General features: G+C 64.3%; 19 protein-coding genes and 1 tRNA gene. 9 read left to right on the forward strand and 11 right to left on the reverse strand.

Annotated features, from left to right (window positions below; genetic code table 11):
• Positions 1 to 60: 60 nt before the first annotated feature.
• The 6 genes from SE92_RS22940 (at position 61) to SE92_RS22965 (ending at position 6,213) form a co-directional block, all read left to right on the forward strand.
• Complete coding sequence (locus SE92_RS22940; RefSeq protein ID WP_063198589.1) at positions 61 to 777, forward strand: prolipoprotein diacylglyceryl transferase family protein; 717 nt, start codon at positions 61 to 63, stop codon at positions 775 to 777.
• Positions 774 to 2,219 carry a radical SAM protein gene (locus SE92_RS22945; protein WP_063198591.1) on the forward strand — a complete coding sequence of 482 codons (1,446 nt, stop codon included), beginning with the start codon at positions 774 to 776 and terminating at the stop codon, positions 2,217 to 2,219. The genes SE92_RS22940 and SE92_RS22945 overlap by 4 nt, the downstream gene beginning before the upstream one ends.
• Positions 2,216 to 2,437, forward strand: coding sequence for a hypothetical protein (locus SE92_RS36075; RefSeq protein ID WP_063198593.1), 222 nt, complete (start codon positions 2,216 to 2,218; stop codon positions 2,435 to 2,437). Before SE92_RS22945 ends, SE92_RS36075 begins: the two co-directional genes overlap by 4 nt.
• On the forward strand, positions 2,434 to 2,715 hold the full coding sequence (locus tag SE92_RS22955) for a hypothetical protein (RefSeq protein ID WP_063198594.1): 282 nt from the start codon (positions 2,434 to 2,436) through the stop codon (positions 2,713 to 2,715). The genes SE92_RS36075 and SE92_RS22955 overlap by 4 nt, the downstream gene beginning before the upstream one ends.
• 237 nt (positions 2,716 to 2,952) lie before the next feature.
• Entirely contained in the window at positions 2,953 to 4,779 is a 1,827-nt protein-coding gene (gene typA / locus SE92_RS22960; protein WP_063198596.1) for a translational GTPase TypA, read from the forward strand.
• A 189-nt stretch (positions 4,780 to 4,968) separates the two neighbouring features.
• Entirely contained in the window at positions 4,969 to 6,213 is a 1,245-nt protein-coding gene (locus tag SE92_RS22965) for a flavin monoamine oxidase family protein (protein ID WP_063198598.1), read from the forward strand.
• Positions 6,214 to 6,254: 41 nt separating this feature from the next.
• Here SE92_RS22965 and SE92_RS22970 read toward each other — a convergent pair whose 3' ends face one another.
• Entirely contained in the window at positions 6,255 to 6,662 is a 408-nt protein-coding gene (locus SE92_RS22970; protein ID WP_063198599.1) for a thiol-disulfide oxidoreductase DCC family protein, read from the reverse strand.
• Complete coding sequence (locus SE92_RS22975) at positions 6,662 to 7,567, reverse strand: dienelactone hydrolase family protein (protein ID WP_063198601.1); 906 nt, start codon at positions 7,565 to 7,567, stop codon at positions 6,662 to 6,664. The genes SE92_RS22970 and SE92_RS22975 overlap by 1 nt, the downstream gene beginning before the upstream one ends.
• A gap of 267 nt (positions 7,568 to 7,834) precedes the next feature.
• Here SE92_RS22975 and SE92_RS22980 point away from each other — a divergent pair, with 267 nt between their 5' ends.
• Together SE92_RS22980 and ppa are read left to right on the forward strand one after the other, a co-directional pair.
• Complete coding sequence (locus SE92_RS22980) at positions 7,835 to 8,344, forward strand: GNAT family N-acetyltransferase (protein WP_008136728.1); 510 nt, start codon at positions 7,835 to 7,837, stop codon at positions 8,342 to 8,344.
• A gap of 212 nt (positions 8,345 to 8,556) precedes the next feature.
• Entirely contained in the window at positions 8,557 to 9,096 is a 540-nt protein-coding gene (ppa, locus tag SE92_RS22985; protein WP_063198602.1) for an inorganic diphosphatase, read from the forward strand.
• A 100-nt stretch (positions 9,097 to 9,196) separates the two neighbouring features.
• Here the strand turns inward: ppa and folD are convergent, their stop codons facing one another.
• Genes folD through SE92_RS23000 form a run of 3 tightly spaced genes read right to left on the reverse strand, consistent with a single transcriptional unit; the run spans position 9,197 to position 10,756 of the window.
• Positions 9,197 to 10,081: a bifunctional methylenetetrahydrofolate dehydrogenase/methenyltetrahydrofolate cyclohydrolase FolD gene (folD, locus tag SE92_RS22990; protein WP_063198604.1), complete on the reverse strand. Its 885-nt coding sequence runs from the start codon at positions 10,079 to 10,081 to the stop codon at positions 9,197 to 9,199.
• Between the two features lie 9 nt (positions 10,082 to 10,090).
• Positions 10,091 to 10,450, reverse strand: a complete 360-nt coding sequence (locus tag SE92_RS22995; RefSeq protein ID WP_063198606.1) for a DUF167 domain-containing protein — start codon at positions 10,448 to 10,450, stop codon at positions 10,091 to 10,093.
• A gap of 15 nt (positions 10,451 to 10,465) precedes the next feature.
• Positions 10,466 to 10,756, reverse strand: a complete 291-nt coding sequence (locus tag SE92_RS23000) for a YggT family protein (protein WP_018318966.1) — start codon at positions 10,754 to 10,756, stop codon at positions 10,466 to 10,468.
• Positions 10,757 to 10,974: 218 nt separating this feature from the next.
• Between SE92_RS23000 and SE92_RS23005 the strand changes: the two genes are divergently transcribed.
• A tRNA-Ala gene (locus tag SE92_RS23005) sits at positions 10,975 to 11,050 on the forward strand.
• A 104-nt stretch (positions 11,051 to 11,154) separates the two neighbouring features.
• Here the strand turns inward: SE92_RS23005 and SE92_RS23010 are convergent.
• The 6 genes from SE92_RS23010 to SE92_RS23035 form a co-directional block, all read right to left on the reverse strand.
• The gene (locus tag SE92_RS23010) at positions 11,155 to 11,967 is read right to left on the reverse strand and encodes an enoyl-CoA hydratase (RefSeq protein ID WP_063198608.1); all 813 of its coding nucleotides are present in this window, start codon (positions 11,965 to 11,967) and stop codon (positions 11,155 to 11,157) included.
• 118 nt (positions 11,968 to 12,085) lie between these two features.
• Positions 12,086 to 12,886 carry a glutamine amidotransferase gene (locus SE92_RS23015; RefSeq protein ID WP_063198609.1) on the reverse strand — a complete coding sequence of 267 codons (801 nt, stop codon included), beginning with the start codon at positions 12,884 to 12,886 and terminating at the stop codon, positions 12,086 to 12,088.
• A gap of 124 nt (positions 12,887 to 13,010) precedes the next feature.
• Positions 13,011 to 13,790, reverse strand: a complete 780-nt coding sequence (locus SE92_RS23020) for an SDR family NAD(P)-dependent oxidoreductase (protein ID WP_063198611.1) — start codon at positions 13,788 to 13,790, stop codon at positions 13,011 to 13,013.
• Positions 13,791 to 14,056: 266 nt separating this feature from the next.
• Positions 14,057 to 14,545 carry a tellurite resistance TerB family protein gene (locus tag SE92_RS23025; protein WP_063198612.1) on the reverse strand — a complete coding sequence of 163 codons (489 nt, stop codon included), beginning with the start codon at positions 14,543 to 14,545 and terminating at the stop codon, positions 14,057 to 14,059.
• Positions 14,546 to 14,840: 295 nt separating this feature from the next.
• Positions 14,841 to 16,250: an adenylate/guanylate cyclase domain-containing protein gene (locus SE92_RS23030; protein WP_063198614.1), complete on the reverse strand. Its 1,410-nt coding sequence runs from the start codon at positions 16,248 to 16,250 to the stop codon at positions 14,841 to 14,843.
• A gap of 51 nt (positions 16,251 to 16,301) precedes the next feature.
• Positions 16,302 to 17,672, reverse strand: coding sequence for a cytochrome P450 (locus tag SE92_RS23035; RefSeq protein ID WP_063198616.1), 1,371 nt, complete (start codon positions 17,670 to 17,672; stop codon positions 16,302 to 16,304).
• Between the last annotated feature and the right edge of the window lie 29 nt (positions 17,673 to 17,701).

The raw sequence follows: 17,701 nt of genomic DNA on the forward strand, positions 1-17,701 counted from the left end.
CCGCAATAAGGCGCGAGCCCACTATCCCTCGCGGCCGGAACCTGGGCTAATATCCTCCGCATGAGCGGGGCTGTTCTTCACACCATCTTCGATATCCTGGCATGGCTGGCCGCGGCCGCCGCCGTCTGGTGGCTGTCGCGACAACGCCTGCAGTTTCCGTCGCAGTCGTTCCAGCTGCCCTATGTCGCCGCGCTGGTGTTCGGCGCCGGCCTCGGCGCCTACCTGTTCGGCTCCGCCAATCTGTGGCTGTCGGGACAGAGCGGCATTGCGCGCTCGGTCGAGGGCGCGCTGGCCGGCGGCATCGTGGCGATCGAGCTCTACAAATGGACGGCCGGCCTCGCCTTGCGCACCGGCGCACGGTTCGCGCTGCCGCTGGCTGTCGGCATCGCGATCGGCCGGCTCGGCTGCTATTTCGCAGGGCTCGACGACTTCACCTATGGCACGGCGACGGCTCTGCCTTGGGGGCACGATTTCGGCGACGGCGTTCTGCGCCATCCCGTGCAGCTCTATGAAAGCGCGGCCATGGCCGTATTTGCGCTCGTCTATGTGCTGGCGGTGTTGAACCGGAACGCCTTTGCGATCACCAATGGTTTCTACCTCGCGCTCGCCTATTACGGAGCGCAGCGTTTCCTGTGGGAATTCCTCAAGCCTTACGGCGCGCTGATCGGCCCCCTCACCCTGTTTCACCTGCTGTCGCTGTCCCTCCTGCTCTACGCCGGCGTCATGCTGGCGACGACGCCCAAAGCGAGACCCTTGCAGAATGAGTTACTTGCATGAACGCGCCGTTGCGTAGATCGCGCCCCTATATTTTCTGGGGCCAGACCCAATCTCTCTGCGAGACCTGCCTGAAGCTGGTGCCGACCAAGATCCAGATCCTGGACAACGAGGTCTGGTACGAAAAGCGTTGCAGGGAGCACGGTGTCCAGTCGACCCTGGTCTCGACCGACGCCGCCTATTGGCGCCTGTGCAAGGACTTCATCAAGCCCGGCGACCGGCCGCTGCAATTCCAGCAGCGCACGGAATTCGGCTGTCCCTATGATTGCGGCCTCTGTGCCGACCATGAGCAGCATTCCTGCCTGGCGCTGATCGAGATCACCGAGCACTGCAATCTCACCTGCCCGGTCTGCTTCGCGGAGTCTTCGCCGGCACGAACGAAATTCACCCCGCTCGCGACCATCGAAAAAATGCTCGACGCGCTGGTCGCCAGCGAGGGCGAGCCCGATCTCGTCCAGATCTCAGGTGGCGAACCGACGCTGCATCCGGATTTCTTCGCGATCCTGGACGCCGTGCGCGCGCGCCCGATCCGCCACGTCATGATCAACACCAACGGCCTGCGCATCGCCCGCGAAAAAGAATTCGTGGCGCGGCTCGCCGAGAACAGGCGCGGGCTGGAGGTCTATCTCCAGTTCGATTCGATGCAGCGCGACGCGCTGGTCAATCTGCGCGGCGCGGATCTGCGCAAGATCCGCCAGCAGGCGCTGGAAAATCTCGAGCAATACGGCGTGTCGACCACGCTGGTCGCGACCATCAAGCGCGGCGTCAACGATGCCGAGATCGGCGACATCGTCCGCCACGCGCTGACCTGGACATGCGTGCGCGGCGTCACCTTGCAGCCGGTACAGGACGCCGGCCGCAACGACGATTTCGACGAGAAAACCGACCGCATCATGCTGTCGGAGATCCGCAAGCGCGTGATCGAAACCGGCGTATTCGGCGACAAGGACATGATCCCGCTGCCCTGCAATCCCGAGAGCATCTCGATCGGCTATGGCCTGCGCAACGGCGAGAAGGTGCTGCCGCTGACTTCGCTGATCCCGCAGGAACAGCTGATCGCCGTGATGCCCAACACCATCAGCCCCGAGAAATATCCGGTGCTGCGGGAAAAATTCGTCGATCTGTTCTCGCTGTCGTCGGGGCCTTTGAACACGAGCGAGCGCGTCTGCGAACTCCTGTGCTGCCTGCCGAGCTTTCAGGTGCCGGACGGGCTCTCCTACGAAAATGTCTTCCGCGTCACCATCGTGCAGTTTCTCGATCGCTTCAATTTCTGCGTCGGCAACGTCAAGCGCAGCTGCATCCATTTCGTGACGGAGCAGGGCGCGATTATCCCGTTCGACACCTACAATCTGTTTTATCGCAACGGCAAGATCGACGGCATCCGCGCGGCGCTGAGCGGCGAAACCTATCGGGACGCCGGGCAGCGTGAGGAGATGCCTCGTTGAGCGAGACGCCTTCACCTCCATCGTCGCGGAGCGGATGCGTCACCGCGTTCATGGTCATGTTCGGGGTGATCCTGCTGCTGCCCGGCATCTGCGCCTTGATTTTCGTCGTCGACTCGCCGTCCCATCTCGATAGCCGTGTCATCCCCATCCTCGTCCTTGCACTGCTGGCGGCCTTTGCCGGCGTGATGCTGATCCGGGCAGCGAGAAAGAGACCATGAGCGATTCCAGCCCCACCCCACCGGCAGTGCCTCCACAGATCCAGCAACCGCGCAGTGGCTGCCTGACCGCGCTGATGGCGATCGCCGGGATCTTCATGCTGCTGCCGGGGCTGTGCGCGCTCCTGTTCGGCGGAATGTCGGTGGTCGAGGGCGGCCAGATCCCCTCCGACATCGCCTCGCTGGTCTTTTTGGGGCTGGTCATCGGCATCGGAGGCGTCGTCATGATCTGGGCGGCTATCGTAGGCCGAAAGGCTTCGCCGGCCCGGAACGGGAGCTAAGTCCCGGGGATTCCCGGATAAAATTCAGTCAACCAACGGCCAAAGAACACATTGTTTTTTGGCCGTTTTTGCATATATTGCGCCGCAACGCGCAGGGTGCCCGGTCGATATGGCCGGGCTTCCCGTTTGGGCGGCGAGCGCCCGTTTTCAGTCTTCCAGCGTTGTTTCGAGAAGAGGTCCCGGTCCGACCGGCGAGATCGCGCTTAACCCATTGTACGAACGCAAAGAAGCTCACTCATGAACCTCCGTAACGTCGCCATCATCGCTCACGTTGACCACGGCAAGACGACCCTGGTCGACAAGCTCCTCCAGCAGTCCGGCACGTTCCGCGAGAACCAGAAGGTGACCGATCGCGCCATGGACTCCAACGATCTGGAGCGTGAGCGCGGCATCACCATCCTGGCCAAGGCGGCCTCGGTGCAGTGGAAGGACACCCGCGTCAACATCGTCGACACCCCAGGCCACGCCGATTTCGGCGGCGAGGTCGAGCGCATCCTGAACATGGTGGACGGCGCCCTGGTGCTGGTCGACGCCGCCGAAGGCCCACTGCCGCAGACCAAGTTCGTGGTCTCCAAGGCGCTCAAGGTCGGCCTCAAGCCGATCGTCGTCATCAACAAGGTCGACCGTCCCGACGCCCGCCCGACCGAAGTCATCAATGAGGTGTTCGACCTGTTCGCCGCGCTCGACGCCAGCGAGGAGCAGCTCGACTTCCCGATCCTCTACGGGTCGGCCAAGCAAGGCTGGATGGCCGAAAGCCCCGAGGGTCCGAAGGACAAGGGCATGGAGCCGCTGTTCGACCTGATCCTGCGCCACGTCTCGCCGCCGAAGGTCGAGCAAGGTCCATTCAGGATGATCGGCACCATCCTGGAAGCCAACCCCTATCTCGGCCGCATCATCACCGGCCGCATCTCCTCCGGCGTGCTCAAGCCGAACCAGCAGGTCAAGGTGCTCAACGCCGAGGGCAAGCTGGTCGAGTCCGGGCGCATCACCAAGATCCTGGCGTTCCGCGGCCTCGAGCGCACGCCGCTCGAGGAAGCCGAAGCCGGCGACATCGTCGCCATCGCGGGACTGACCAAGGGCACCGTCGCCGACACCTTCTGCGACCCGACCGTCGACGTGCCGCTGCCGGCACAGCCGATCGACCCGCCGACCGTGTCGATGTCCTTCATCGTCAACAACTCCCCGCTCGCGGGCACCGAAGGCGACAAGGTGACGAGCCGCATGATCCGCGACCGTCTGCTGCGCGAGGCCGAAGGCAATGTCGCGCTGCGCGTGGTCGAAGCCTCCGACAAGGACGCGATGGAAGTCTCGGGCCGCGGCGAATTGCAGCTCGCGATCCTGATCGAGACCATGCGCCGCGAAGGCTTCGAGCTCTCGGTGTCGCGCCCGCGCGTCGTCTATCAGAAGGACGAAGCCACCGGCGCCACCATGGAGCCGATCGAGGAAGTCGTCATCGACGTCGACGAGGAGCACTCCGGCGTCGTCGTGCAGAAGATGAGCGAGCGCAAGTCCGAGCTGATCGAGATGAAGCCCTCGGGCGGCAACCGCCAGCGCCTGGTGTTCTACGCGCCGACCCGCGGCCTGATCGGCTACCAGGGCGAACTGCTCACCGACACCCGCGGCACCGCGATCATGAACCGCCTGTTCCACGGCTATGCGCCGTACAAGGGCGAGATCCAGGGCCGCCGCAACGGCGTCTTGATCTCCAACGACCAGGGCGAAGCGGTGGCCTACGCCATGTTCAAGCTGGAAGACCGCGGCCCGATGATGATCGAGCCGGGCTGGAAGGTCTACAAGGGCATGATCGTCGGCGAGCACACCCGCGACAACGATCTCGAGATCAACGTGCTGAAGGGCAAGCAGCTCACCAACATCCGCACGACCTCGAAGGACGAAGCCGTGCGCCTGACCCCGCCGATCCGCATGACCCTGGAAAAGGCGCTCGCCTATATCGAGGACGACGAGCTCGTCGAGGTCACCCCGAAGTCGATCCGCCTGCGCAAGAAGCACCTCGACCCGAACGAGCGCAAGCGCGCGGAAAAGGCCAAGGAAGCGGTGGCGTAAGGCCACCGCCCTCTCGTGCCCCGGACGCGGCGCAGCGCGACAGCGGTGCGCCGCCGAGCCGGGGCCTATCTCGCCTCATGTGCCCTACGCCTGGGGTCCTGGCTCTGCGCAGCAGCGCAAGGGCGCTGCAGCGCGTCCGGGACACGTGACTGGCTTCAGCACTCTTCCCGAACGTGCTAGAGCCCACCCATGTCCCTCCCTTCCTCCGTCGACGTCGCGATCATCGGCGCCGGTGCCGCCGGCCTCGGGGCCGCGCATGCCCTGGCTGGCTCGGGCCTCGCGGTGATCGTGCTGGAGGCGCGTAACCGGCTCGGCGGCCGGGCCTGGACCGTGCAGGCCTCGCCTGACGTCACCTTCGACGTCGGCTGCGGCTGGCTGCATTCAGCCAACAAGAACTCCTTCGTTGCCATCGCGAAACAGCTCGGCTTCGAGCTCAACAAGGACCTGCCGCCCTGGCGCGAGCGCGCCTATGGCAACGCGTTTCCGCAAGCCGAGCGCGACGATTTCATGCGCGCGATGGACGCGTTCTATGAGCGCCTCGCGCAGGCCGCGCAAAAGGGCGAGGACGAGCCGGCAAGCCGGAGCCTGGAGCCCGGCAATCGCTGGAATCCCATGATCGACGCGATCTCGACCTACATCAACGGCTGCGAGCTCGAGGACATGTCGACGCGCGACTGGGAGGCCTATGAGGACACGGAGCTCAACTGGCGCGTCCGCCGCGGTTATGGCGCGTTGGTTGCGGCCTATGGCGCGCCCTGCCCGGCGGCGTTGAACTGCAACGTCGCGCTGATCGATCATTCCGGCAAGCGCATCCGCATCGAGACATCGCAGGGCGCGGTGATAGCGGACAAGGCGATCGTCACCGTGCCGACCAATCTGATCGCCGATGAGACGATCCGCTTTTCGCCGCCGCTGCCGTCCAAGATCGACGCGGCAGCCGGCCTGCCGCTCGGCGTCGACGACAAGGTGACGCTGGCGCTCGACGATGCGGAAGCCTTCCCGAAAGAAGCCAATCTGCGCGGCGCCACCATGCGCACCGAGATGGGCACCTACCACATCCGCCCGTTCGGCCAGCCCTGCATCGAAGGCTTTTTCGGCGGCAGCTTCGCGCGCACGCTGGAGGATGCCGGCGATGGCGCCATTGCCGCGCAAGCGATCAACGAGATAGCGAGTTTTCTCGGCAACGACATCCGCGGCAAGCTGAAGCCGTTATATGAATCGCGCTGGGCGCATGATCCCTTCGCCCGCGGCTCCTATTCGCACGCGCTGCCCGGCCACGCCGGCGACCGCGCCGTGCTGGCCGCTCCGGTGGATGGGCGGCTGTTCTTTGCGGGAGAAGCAACGTCGCCGGAGTTCTTCACGACTGCGCACGGGGCGAGGGACAGCGGCGAGCGCGCGGCTGGGGAAGTGTTGGCCGCAATCGGGAAGCGCTAGCCTCCTACCGATGACGTCCCGGCTATGGCGTGGCTATCGCGTCACTCGATCACCCGCGCCCGCAAATCAGCATCGGGCACGAAGCACGCATCGTATTTCCCAAAAATGCGATAGCGATTGCGCGCCACGAGGCTATAGACGGCGTCCCGCAGCGGCTTCGGCACGGCGAACAACGCGCGCACCCAGCTCCAGCCTGGAAGCTGCGACAGCACCGTCAGCGCGGCATCGGACTTCATGAAGACCTCGCCGCCATGAACAACGGCGTTGGTGTCGGGATCATCGGGGTCGATGCCGAATGTGCGCGCGAGACGGGCGCCGTAATCCGACTGGATCGGCGTGAAGCGAAACCGCTTCGCCGTATCGCGCTTGGCGACGAAGCGCACCCAGCGCGAGCAGAAGATGCAGACGCCGTCGAACAGGATCACGTCATCGTCGGGCCATCTTGGCATCAGCGATCGTCCCGTCGCTTCATGGGCGTCGCAGGCTGAGCCAGCGCCCGCGCAAGCTCGCTGCTTGCAGCTTTGACGCCGGCCTCGCTCTCGATCAGCCAATGCCCCTCGCCGCCGACGGCGGGCAGGATGCGAAAATCGGCCTTGCCTCCACCGCCGCGAAACGCGTCAGCCAGGCTCTTCGAAAATGCCGGCGAGAAGTAGCTGTCATTGGCTGCGACGAGCCATGTGACGGGAATGCGTGCAGCCTGGCCGAACTCCGCTGCGGCGGCAAGCAGCGTGTGCGGCGCGCAGATTTTGTTCGGCTCGTCATTGGCATGGCCGCCGCGGCCCGGCGCGAACACCGTGATCGCGGAGATCGCTTTCGGATCGGCATTGGCGAGCGCCAGCGCGCCCCAGCCGCCGGCGGAATGGCCGATCACGATGGCGGCCTCCTTGCGGATGAAATCCTGCTTTAGCAAATGATCCAGCGCGAGCCGGATTTGCTCGGCCGTGGCACGGCCCGAACGGGCATAGTCGGCCTCGTCGCATCCACCCTGGTCCTCGACATAACGGCCGGCGGTCGCACCATGGCCGAGCCGCTGCGGCACCAGCACGGCAAAGCCGCGCGCGACGAGATAGGCGGCAAGAGGACGGTATTCCGGCTGCGGCATTTGCGCACGACGCAACACATTCTGCGTCGAGGCGTGAGCGATCACCGCAAGCCGGAACGGACCTGCGCCGGCGGGGCGAAACAGCAGGGCATGCGCTGCGATGTCGGTATCCGGCGACGGCACAAGCCATTCCTGTCGGCGAAGCTGTTCGCCCTCCTCTCCGGATGGGCCAAACGTGACCTGAGCGCACACAGGCGACGCCATCAGCAAGGCCAGCAGCGACAGGAGCGCGATGGTGGTGAGAAGCCGCATCAATGGCCGAGGGCGAACACGAACAGCGACGGCCACACTAGTAGGAACGAATCACCATGGGCGGATTTTCTGCGTTGCCATTGCCATTCATTCGTTGCCGCAACACGAGTTTTGCACCGACGCAGGGCACGCCAGTGCCATTTGAGTTGGCGTCTTGTCTTTTTTCGGCACAACATGGTTAAGAGACTGATGCAGAAAGTCCACACGTTAACCGATAATTAACGATAGGTCTTGCCGCCGACGCGGCGACTTGGTTTGATTGCGCCCATGAGCACAACCCTGATCGAGGTCCGGCCGGCCAAAGCTGCAGATGCAACTGCGGTGGCGTCCACTCATGACGAAGCCTGGCGTTCCGCCTATCAGGGCATCATTCCCGGTGCCGAGCTGGAGAAGCTCATCAACCGCCGCGGCCCGCAATGGTGGGACAGCGCGATCCGCAAGGGCAGCCGCGTCAGCGTGCTGGTGTTCGGCGACAAGATCGCAGGCTACGCCAATTACGGTCGCAACCGTGCTCGCAGTCTGCATTTCGACGGCGAGATCTACGAGCTTTATCTGCGTCCGGAATTCCAGGGCCTCGGCTTCGGCCGCCGCCTGTTCGCCGCCGCCCGCCGTGACCTGATGCAGAGCGGGCTGAAGAGCATGGTGGTGTGGGCGCTCTCGGACAACGACCCGGCGACCGAGTTCTACCGGGCGCTGGGGGGCCGTATGGTGGCACGCTCGTCGGAGCGGTTCGGGCCGAAGTCGCTCGACAAGGTCGCCTTCGCCTGGACCAACTAAGATCTGGACCAACTAAGATCTGGACCAATTGAGCTGCTGAAAGCCTAGCCGGCAGCGTTTTGCCTTCCGTCGATACCGCTCGCCTTTGCGCCGGTGACTTCGAGATTCATTATTTCACAAAAACGCGATGGATCAGCGGGCCAAGCCCGCGTATGACAGCGCCAAAATCGGCTGCCGGGCGCGATTTTACCTCGGCAACAACGGAGCCTTGAATGCGTATCGATGCGATCTCGATCGGGAAGAACGTACCCCACGAAGTCAACGTCCTTATCGAAGTCCCCGTGGGCGGCGAACCGATCAAATACGAAATGGACAAGGAAGCCGGCACGCTGGTGGTCGACCGTTTCCTGTACACGCCGATGCGTTACCCCGGCAATTACGGCTTCATCCCGCACACGCTGTCCGATGACGGCGATCCCTGCGACGTGCTGATCATCAACACCCGCGCCATCATCCCCGGCGCCGTCATGAGCGTGCGCCCGGTCGGCGTGCTGTTCATGGAGGACGAGGCCGGCGGCGACGAGAAGATTCTTGCGGTGCCGTCGTCGAAGCTGACTCAGCGCTACGACAAGGTGAAATCGTACTCCGACCTGCCCGACATCACGCTGCAGCAGATCCAGCACTTCTTCGAGCACTACAAGGATCTCGAGAAGGGCAAATGGGTGAAGATCCTGCGCTGGGGCGGCCCGGAGGATGCGCACAAGCTGATCCTCGAAGGCATGGATCGCGAGAAGAAGAAGAAGCAGGGTTGAGTTTCTGTGTCCCGGACGCGATGCGGCACGAAGTGACGCGTCGCTGAGCCGGGACACATGGCGCGACCGGGCCCCGGCTCAGCCGTGCACGAGAGTTCAGCTACACCGCCGGCTTCGGCAGCCCGGCGATCGCGCAGGCCGCGCGCAGCGTGTTCACCAGCAGGCAGGCCACCGTCATCTGACCGACGCCGCCCGGCACCGGCGTGATGGCGCCGGCAACTCCGAGCGCCTCCTGATAGGCGACGTCGCCGACGAGGCGCGTCTTGCCGTCGTCCTTCGGAATCCGGTTGATGCCGACGTCGATCACGGTCGCGCCCGGCTTCAGCCAGTCGCCGCGCACCATTTCGGGCTTGCCGACCGCAGCATAGACGAGATCGGCCTTCTTCACGAGCCCGGGGAGATCGCGCGAGCGCGAATGCGCGATCGTCACCGTGGCGTTCTCGTTCAAAAGCAATTGCACCAAGGGACGGCCGACCAGATTGGAGCGGCCGATGACGATGGCATTCATGCCTTCCAGCGAAGCCTGCACGCTCTTGGTCAGGATGATGCAGCCGAGCGGCGTGCAGGGCGACAGCGCCTCGAAGCCGCCGGCGAGCCGGCCGGCATTGTTCGGATGCAGGCCGTCGACGTCTTTGGCGGGATCGATGGCATTGATGACGGCTTCCGTGTTCAACCCCTTCGGCAACGGCAGCTGCACCAGGATGCCGTGCACGGCCGGATCGCGGTTGAGCTTGGCGACCAGCGCCAGGAGATCTGCCTGCGCGACATCGGCCGGCAGCTTGTGCTCGAACGAGGCCATGCCGGCGGCCTGGGTCTGGGTGTGCTTGGAACGGACATAGACCTCGCTGGCGGGGTCGCTGCCGACCAGAACCACCGCAAGGCCCGGCACCAGATTGTGCTCGCGCTTGACCCGGGCGACCTCCTCAGTGACGCGCGCGCGGAGTTCCGCGGCGATGACTTTTCCATCGATGATTTTGGCGGTCATGTCAGTTCCTCAGTCAGTCGATTTGGCGTCAGCCGATTTGGCTTGGACGAGCTGGCGCAGGACCTCGCCGAGCCGTGCCGGATCGCCGTCGACCGCGATCTGCTTCAGCCGCGAGGTTGCCCCCGACAGGAGCCTCACGCTGGCCTTGGGGACGCCAAGCGATTTCGCCAGCAGCACCAGGACGGCCTTGTTGGCCTCGCCGCCATCGGCGATCGCGCGCACCCGCACCTTGAGCACGCTGCGGCCATCGGCCAGTTGCTCGATCCCATCGATGTCGTCGCGGCCGCCGCGCGGCGTCACGCGCAGCGCGATGCTGATTCCTGCGGTCGAGTAGCGCCAGGGTTCCTTGAAAGCTTCGTTGGCAACCAAGGCGCCTCAGCCTGCTCAGATCACGTTGGGATAGATGTAGTACAGGATCACCCGCTCGATGAACATGATGATCAGGATCAGAATGATCGGCGAGATGTCGAGGCCGCCGAGGCTGGGCAGGAAATTGCGAATCGGCGCCAGCACCGGCTCCGTGATCCGGTACAGGAACTCCGCCACCGCCGAGACGAACTGGTTGCGGGTGTTCACGACGTTGAAGGCGATCAGCCAGGACAGGATCGCGGATGCGATCAGCAGCCAGACGTAGAGGTCGAGCACGATGATGACGATGTCGAGAACGGCACGCATGATTTTTCAGGGCTCTGGCTTTTGAAGACTCTGGCTTTTGAAGACTGGCTGCGGTCGGAAGTGACGCCTTTTGCTAGATATCGGTTCCCCCCTCCCCAAACAAGGGAAGTCGGCGCCCCGAATGGCTAAAACCGGGTGACACCCGTCCTTGACTTGACCTTGGCGGGGACTTAAATGGCGCCCGGTTGTCGGCCGCGTTTACCAGAGCGGCCAGCAAAGGGGCCATAGCTCAGCTGGGAGAGCGCGTCGTTCGCAATGACGAGGTCGGCGGTTCGATCCCGCCTGGCTCCACCAGCCTTCGCAGGCTACGCCTGCTTCGGCTCGGCAAGCCCTTTCGTAGCGAAGGCTGCCGCGGCGAAGCCCGCAGGGCGAAGCCGGGCTCTATCCAAACCTCCCCCCTACCTCCCCGTAAACCGCGGCGGCCGCTTCTCCATGAAGCTCGCCACGCCTTCCCGGAAATCGCTGCCGGCCAGCGCCACCATCATCTCCCGGTTGGCTTCGATCGTCGCCTCGGCCATGGTCTGGAACGGCACTTCGTAGAGCTGGCGCTTGATCACGGCCATCGCGCTTGGCGAGACGAAATCCGCGAGATCGCGTGCATAGGCGTAGGTCTCCTCGCGGAGCTTCTCAGGGGAGCAGAGCCGGTTGACCAGCCCGATCCGAAAGGCTTCCTCGCTCGACACCCGGCGCGCTGACAGCAACATATCCATCGCATTGGCGTGGCCGACGATGCGCGGCAGCATCCAGCTGATGCCATGCTCGGCGATCAGCCCGCGTCGCGCGAAAGCGGTGGTGAACACCGTGTTGTCGGCGGCAAAGCGAAGGTCGCAATAGAGCGCGTGGACGAGGCCGATGCCGGCGGTCGCGCCGTTGAGCATGGCGATGACAGGCTTCTTGATCGACGGATAATAGCCATAGCGCGTCTGCCAATCCGGCCGGCGGTTCATGTCGAACGGCGGCAGGTTCGAGGCGCGCCTGACGTCGTCGGGGTCGAGCCCCTTCAACGCATCCATGTCGGCACCGGCGCAAAAGCCGCGGCCGGCGCCGGTGAGGATGATGACGCGAACATTGTCGTCGGCGCTCGACGCTTCCATGGCATGACGCACGTCGCGTTCCATGATCGGGGTCCACGCATTCATGCGATCAGGACGATTGAGCGTGATGGTCGCGATCTTGTCGCTGACGTCGTAGAGGATGTGTTCATAGGCCATGACGCTCTCCCTGGTTTGCCGGCGCGTTCGCGCGCTCGTTGGGATCGAGCCTAGCATGACCGGGGGAGGCAAGAACTTGCGCCAAGAAACTGCGCTAGAAACTGCGCTGAGGCGCGGCTTACTCGGCGGCTTGCGCCAGCACCGGCCGGCGCGCCAGCCAGCCGTCGATGAAATGATCGAGCCAGGCCCGCTCTGCGGCATCGTACACGGCACGATCCGCGAAATGGTGGTGCCGCTGCCGCGCCCCGGGCGCGCTGAAGCCGTCATAGCCGCGCGTCGTCCAGCGATGCATCATCGCGTAGGTCACGTCAGGATGAAACTGCACGCCGAAGGCATTGCCGGCGCGGAATGCCTGCACCGGAAAATCGTCGCCTTCCGCGAGCAACTCGGCGCCGGCAGGCAACTCGAATCCCTCGCGATGCCAGTGATAGACCTGATCCGGCCAGGCAGGGCACAGCGCGCGGCCCGCGGCTGTGGGGCGGATCGGATAATAACCGATCTGGGTCAGCGCCTCGGCATGCGGCGCGACGCGCGCCCCGAACTGCATCGCCAGCATCTGGGCGCCAAGGCAGATGCCCAGGAACGGCCGCTGCTCGCGGAGCGGAATTTCGATCCAGTCGATCTCGCGGCGAATATAGTCGTCGGAATCATTGGCGCTCATCGGGCCGCCGAAGAAGACGGCGCCAGCATGCTGATCGAGCGTGTCGGGCAGGGGATCGCCAAAGCGCGGACGGCGGATGTCGAGGCGATGGCCGAGCGCGCGCAAGGCATTGCCGACGCGGCCGGGGGTCGAGGATTCCTGGTGCAGGACAATGAGAACCGGCAGGCCGCTTATCGCCTCAGAGGCAGTCGCGCCGGGCGTCCTTCGCGGGAAGGGCACCAATTCTCCGCCACCAAACCTGTCCGTCCGGAACGACATTGTCCTTGCGAAAGCTGTTAGGTCAGACTGCCAGCATAACTAAGCGATCGTTAATTTCGTGTGAGTTCGCGCACACTGCTCAAGAGAAGCAAGCTCCGGGCCAATACGGTCGCCCGAGCTGACCTTAGTGCCTCTGCCTCTGGAACCGGCTGGTGGCAGCCAGGATGAAGCCCCGCGGGAAAAAGCGCAGCGCAAATGGCACGATCTTGATGCCCAGACCGGGCAGCACTGCCCGTTTGTTCGCCATCAGGCCACGATAGGCCTGCGCTGCGACATCGGCGGCGGAAACGTTAAGCAGGGCTGTATCGTGTCCGGAGCCGACGCCGGCGCGCGCCTGGAATTCGGTGGGCACCGGGCCCGGACAAAGGACCGTGACGCGAACACCGCGCGGGGCGAGCTCCGCGCGCAGCGCTTCGGTGAAGGAAATCACGTAGGCCTTGGACGCATAGTAGACGGCCATGCCGGGGCCCGGCAGGAAGCCTGCGACCGAGCCGACATTGAGAAGACCGCCCTTGTTCTTGATGAGCTGATCGGCGAAGCGCAGCGACAAATCCGTCAGAGCCCGCACGTTGACATCGACAATCCCGATCTGCGCGTCGCGATCGCGCTCGATGGCATCACCGAACACCCCGAAACCGGCATTGTTGACGAGGTGATCGAGCTCGACGCCTTCGGCGGCGAGCGCCGCCGCAATCGTCTCGCCGGCGCTCATGTCCTGGAGATCGCAGGCAATCACGATCGGCTTCTTGCCGCCCTTGGCGGTGAGCTCGTTCGCGAGCGCCTCGAGCCGATCCGCGCGCCGCGCCGTCAACGCCAGGCGATGTCCATTGGCGGCAAACACGCGCGCCAGCTCCGTGCCTATGCCCGCCGAGGCCCCGGTGATCAACGTTACCCGCTCAGTCACGATTCAACTCTTGACCTAAGTCTCTTGATCCAAGTCTTTTGACCCAAGTCTCTCGAAGAAGATTTTGGGCCCGCAATGGCGGAACGAGAGCATAGGCCGTGCGCGACAGGCAAGCGGCACTGGCAGCATGGCCGCTTGAGCGGAGATCAGGGACGGCAGGAAAACCGCGGATTTGCGGATGAATCCGGGCGCGAGGCGGCCGGCAAATACATTAAAGTTTCGTCATGTGAGCGGCACAACCGGCCACCCGCGCAGGTAGCACGGGGTCAGCCACCGACCGCGCTATCCTTCAGCTGACTGCCGGCACGGTCCGCAATGGCGTGCTTCAGCTCGATCCGGTCGCGCTGGGAAATCCCGAGCAGGTCGGAGGCGCGCCAGACGACGTTGTCTTCGAATTCGGAGACCTGGCCGTCGGCATAGACCAGCTCCCACATCATCCGGACGACGCGCTTGCGGCCCTCTTCGTCGAGCGAGCGCATGATGACACTGGTGAAGCGATAGAGATCCACCGCCTCACCCTCGACCTGGGTGGCGTCCGCGATCAGGCGATCCGCAGTGCCGTGGTCGAGCCCGAAATGGCTCTCGATCAGGCTGTGCAGCTTGCGCTGCTCGGCCGCCGTCGGCTGACCGTCCAGCGAGACAACGTGGACCAGCAGCGCCGTCGCGGCCAACCGATAATCGCTCTCACCGAACGTGCGGCTCTGGTCGTGAGGGGCGACTATGTCGGTGATGAATTGGCGGAGGCCGTCGAGCATGAGATCCTACCGAAATCGATGCGCCGCGAGGGGCGGCTGTTACAGCATTATATGAGCAGGAACCTCAACCGGCGCAACGTGCGTCAGTTCCGCGCGCGCATTACGTTTCGGCAATCTGGGTGTCGTCAATCGGACGCGATGCTCAAGCTGAGCCTCCAGCTGTCGTCCCCGCGAACGCGAGGACCCATAACCACAGGGTTTCGTTTGGCGATGACTTAGGCAACGACCATCTGGCCCATTTTAGACATCACGCGGTATGGGCCCCTGCGTTCGCAGGGGCGACAGCGAGAATCGATCACGGAATCTCGTACACCACCATCTTGTCGGCGATGCCGCGCAGCGCGGCCTGTTTCTGGATCGGCTTGATCTCGCGCTGCTGAAGTATTTCCGCAACAGCCGGCGCATCCAGCACGGGGCCGGTGATGTGAATCTCCTGCGCGGTCGACAGGCTCTGGACGCGGGCGGCGATGTTGACGGTCTGGCCAAAATAATCCTGCCGCTCGTTGAGCATTACCGCGAGACACGGACCTTCATGGATGCCGATCTTGACGATGAGATCGTCGGTGCCGCGCTGCTTGTTGAGCTCGTCCATAGCCGCGCGCATCCGCAAGCCTGCGACGATGGCGTGCTCGGGTCTGACGAAGGTCGCCATCACAGCATCGCCGATGGTCTTTACCACCGCGCCCTTCTCGGAGGAGATGATTTCGAGCAGCGCATGGAAATGCGCACGCACGAGATCGAAGGCGGCGAGATCGCCGACCCGCTCATAGAGCGCGGTCGAGCCCTTCAGATCGGTGAACAGGAAGGTGAGCGAGGTGATCTGGAGGCGCTGGTCGAGACTGAGATTGTCCGCCTTGAAGACGTCGCGAAAGGTCTGGTTCGACAGCATCCGCTTGGCGGTGAGGAACGGCTTGCGCTTGCCGATGAGATGGTGAAGCGCCTCGGCCGCGATGAACACCGACGGCAGCACGCGCACGCCGGCCTGGTTCTCCAGAGACAGCCGCAGCGGACCGGGCCGCATGGTCGTGGTGCCCGTCGGGGCCTGCACCCTGTTGTACATGATGGCGAGCTGCTGACGGTCCTTGGTCGGCTCGCCCTGGACGTCGATGAAATGGGCGGCGTGCGTCACCGGCTCGAAGATGATGACGAAGTCATCAGGCAGCTGCAGCGACATGGTCGCCTTTTCGCCGGCCGGCAGCTCCATGGTGTCGAGCGTCACCTCGTTGGCGAGCGTCGCGAAGGATTCCTTGTTGAAGTCGACGCCGGAGCTCCAGAACACCTGCTTGAAATATTCCCAGACCGGAAGCGTATCGGGATCGTGCGCCGCGATGCGCCGGACCCGCGGGTTCACCGTGAAGGAGACCTCGACCTGATCGTCGACGGAAGCCTTGTAGCCGCAAGCGCACAGCGCGCAGTGATAGTCGTCGGGCTTGAGCGCCTTCAAGGTCGTATGCGCGCCGAGCACACCGCCGCAGCCCGGACAGAGCACGTTCCAGCCGAGGTCGAACAGGCCGAGCCGCGCCGCGTGCAGGAAGGCCGAGATCGCGTGCTCTTCGTCGACGGCATGCTGCGTGGCGAAGTCGAGGACATTGACGCGGTTGAGCTCGTGATCCTCGCCGTCCTCGATCAGACGCGCGATCGCATCGACCACCTTCGCATCGGCGGTCTGCTTGAGGACGGAAAACTGGGCCTGAATGTCGCTCATGGCGGGACTCTATCTAGGGTGCATCACGCCATCGGCCAGACGAAGGGCCTGTCACCGACGCGTGATGCGGAACATGGGTGAGTGGTCCGGCTGCGTCGTGACGACGCCGAGCGGGATCACGGGCGTGGCCTGGTCGGCGAGCTCGACGCGGAACGCGCCGATCAGCCGGGCCAGCGCCAGCACGGATTCGGCCTGCGCGAACGGCGCGCCGATGCAGACACGCGGACCTGCGCCGAACGGCAGATAGGCAAAGCGGTCCGGCGCCTCCGCCGACATGAAGCGCTTTGGAATGAACGCGTTCGGCTGATCCCATAGCTTCTCATGCCGGTGCAGCAGCCAGGGCGCGATCATGATGATGTCGCCCTTGCCGATCTCGATGCCGGCCGCGTTGTCCTTCTCGCGCGCGGCACGCGCGACCAGGAACGCCGGCGGATAGAGCCGCATCGTCTCCTCGATCACCGCGCGGGTGAACTTCTGCCGGTCGATGTCAGCCATGCTGTCGAGATGCTCGCCGCGCGTCTCGGAGGCGACCTCCTCCTGCGTATCAGGGTCGAGCGCGAGCAGGTAGAGCGCCCAGAACAGCGCCGTGGCGGTGGTCTCGTGACCGGCGAGAATCATGGTCGCAACCTCGTCGACAAGCTGCTCGTCGGAAAAGCCCTTGCCGGTTTCGGGGTCGCGCGCGGCGTCCATGAGATCGAACAGGTCGCGCGGCGGCGCGCCGTCCTTCTTGCCGGCCGCGCGCCGTTCGGCGATCAGCATGGCGACGAACTCGGTCCAGCGCTTGCGGAAACGGGCCCGGGCAAAATCCATCGGGCTCGGCCAGGACACCGGCAGTAGCATGTCGAGGAGATATGGGCGCCCCAACTGCGCGGCATATTCCATGATGAAATTGCGCAAGGTCGCGCCATGCCGGTCCATGCCGAACGAGAACATCGTGCGCCCGGCAATTTCCAACGTCATGCGCTGCATGATCTCGCGCAGGTCGACGTCCTCGCCCGTGCGCGCATCGAGCTTGGCGATGGTCTCGTCGAGCACCGCCGTCATGTGCGGAACGAGATTCGCGGTCGCGCGCGGCGTGAACGCCGGCGCCAGCGTGCGGCGCTGGAACGTCCAGGAATGGCCTTCCGCGATCAGAAGGCCGTCACCGAGCACGGGACGCAGCATGCGGATTCCCGCGGGCGTGCGCGTATAGTTCTCGTAGTTGGTGAGCAAGACATGCCGGATCGCATCCGGCTGATTCAGGATGAAGCTGTTGCGGAAGAAGAAGCGGCCCTGGATGACGTCTTCCTCATAGGCACGCTGCCCCCAGGTTGCGATCATGTTCTGGCGGATCACGGCGAGCCGGCCGAAGAACGACATGTCGTCGGGTGCACGCGGGGGAGCCGGAGGGATGATGGGCCGACGCACGCTGGCGATATTCATGGCTCTCTCCCGCAAGAAGGGACGCAGGC

The sequence above is a fragment of the Bradyrhizobium sp. AT1 genome, assembly GCF_001590795.1.
Classification (GTDB): domain Bacteria; phylum Pseudomonadota; class Alphaproteobacteria; order Rhizobiales; family Xanthobacteraceae; genus Bradyrhizobium.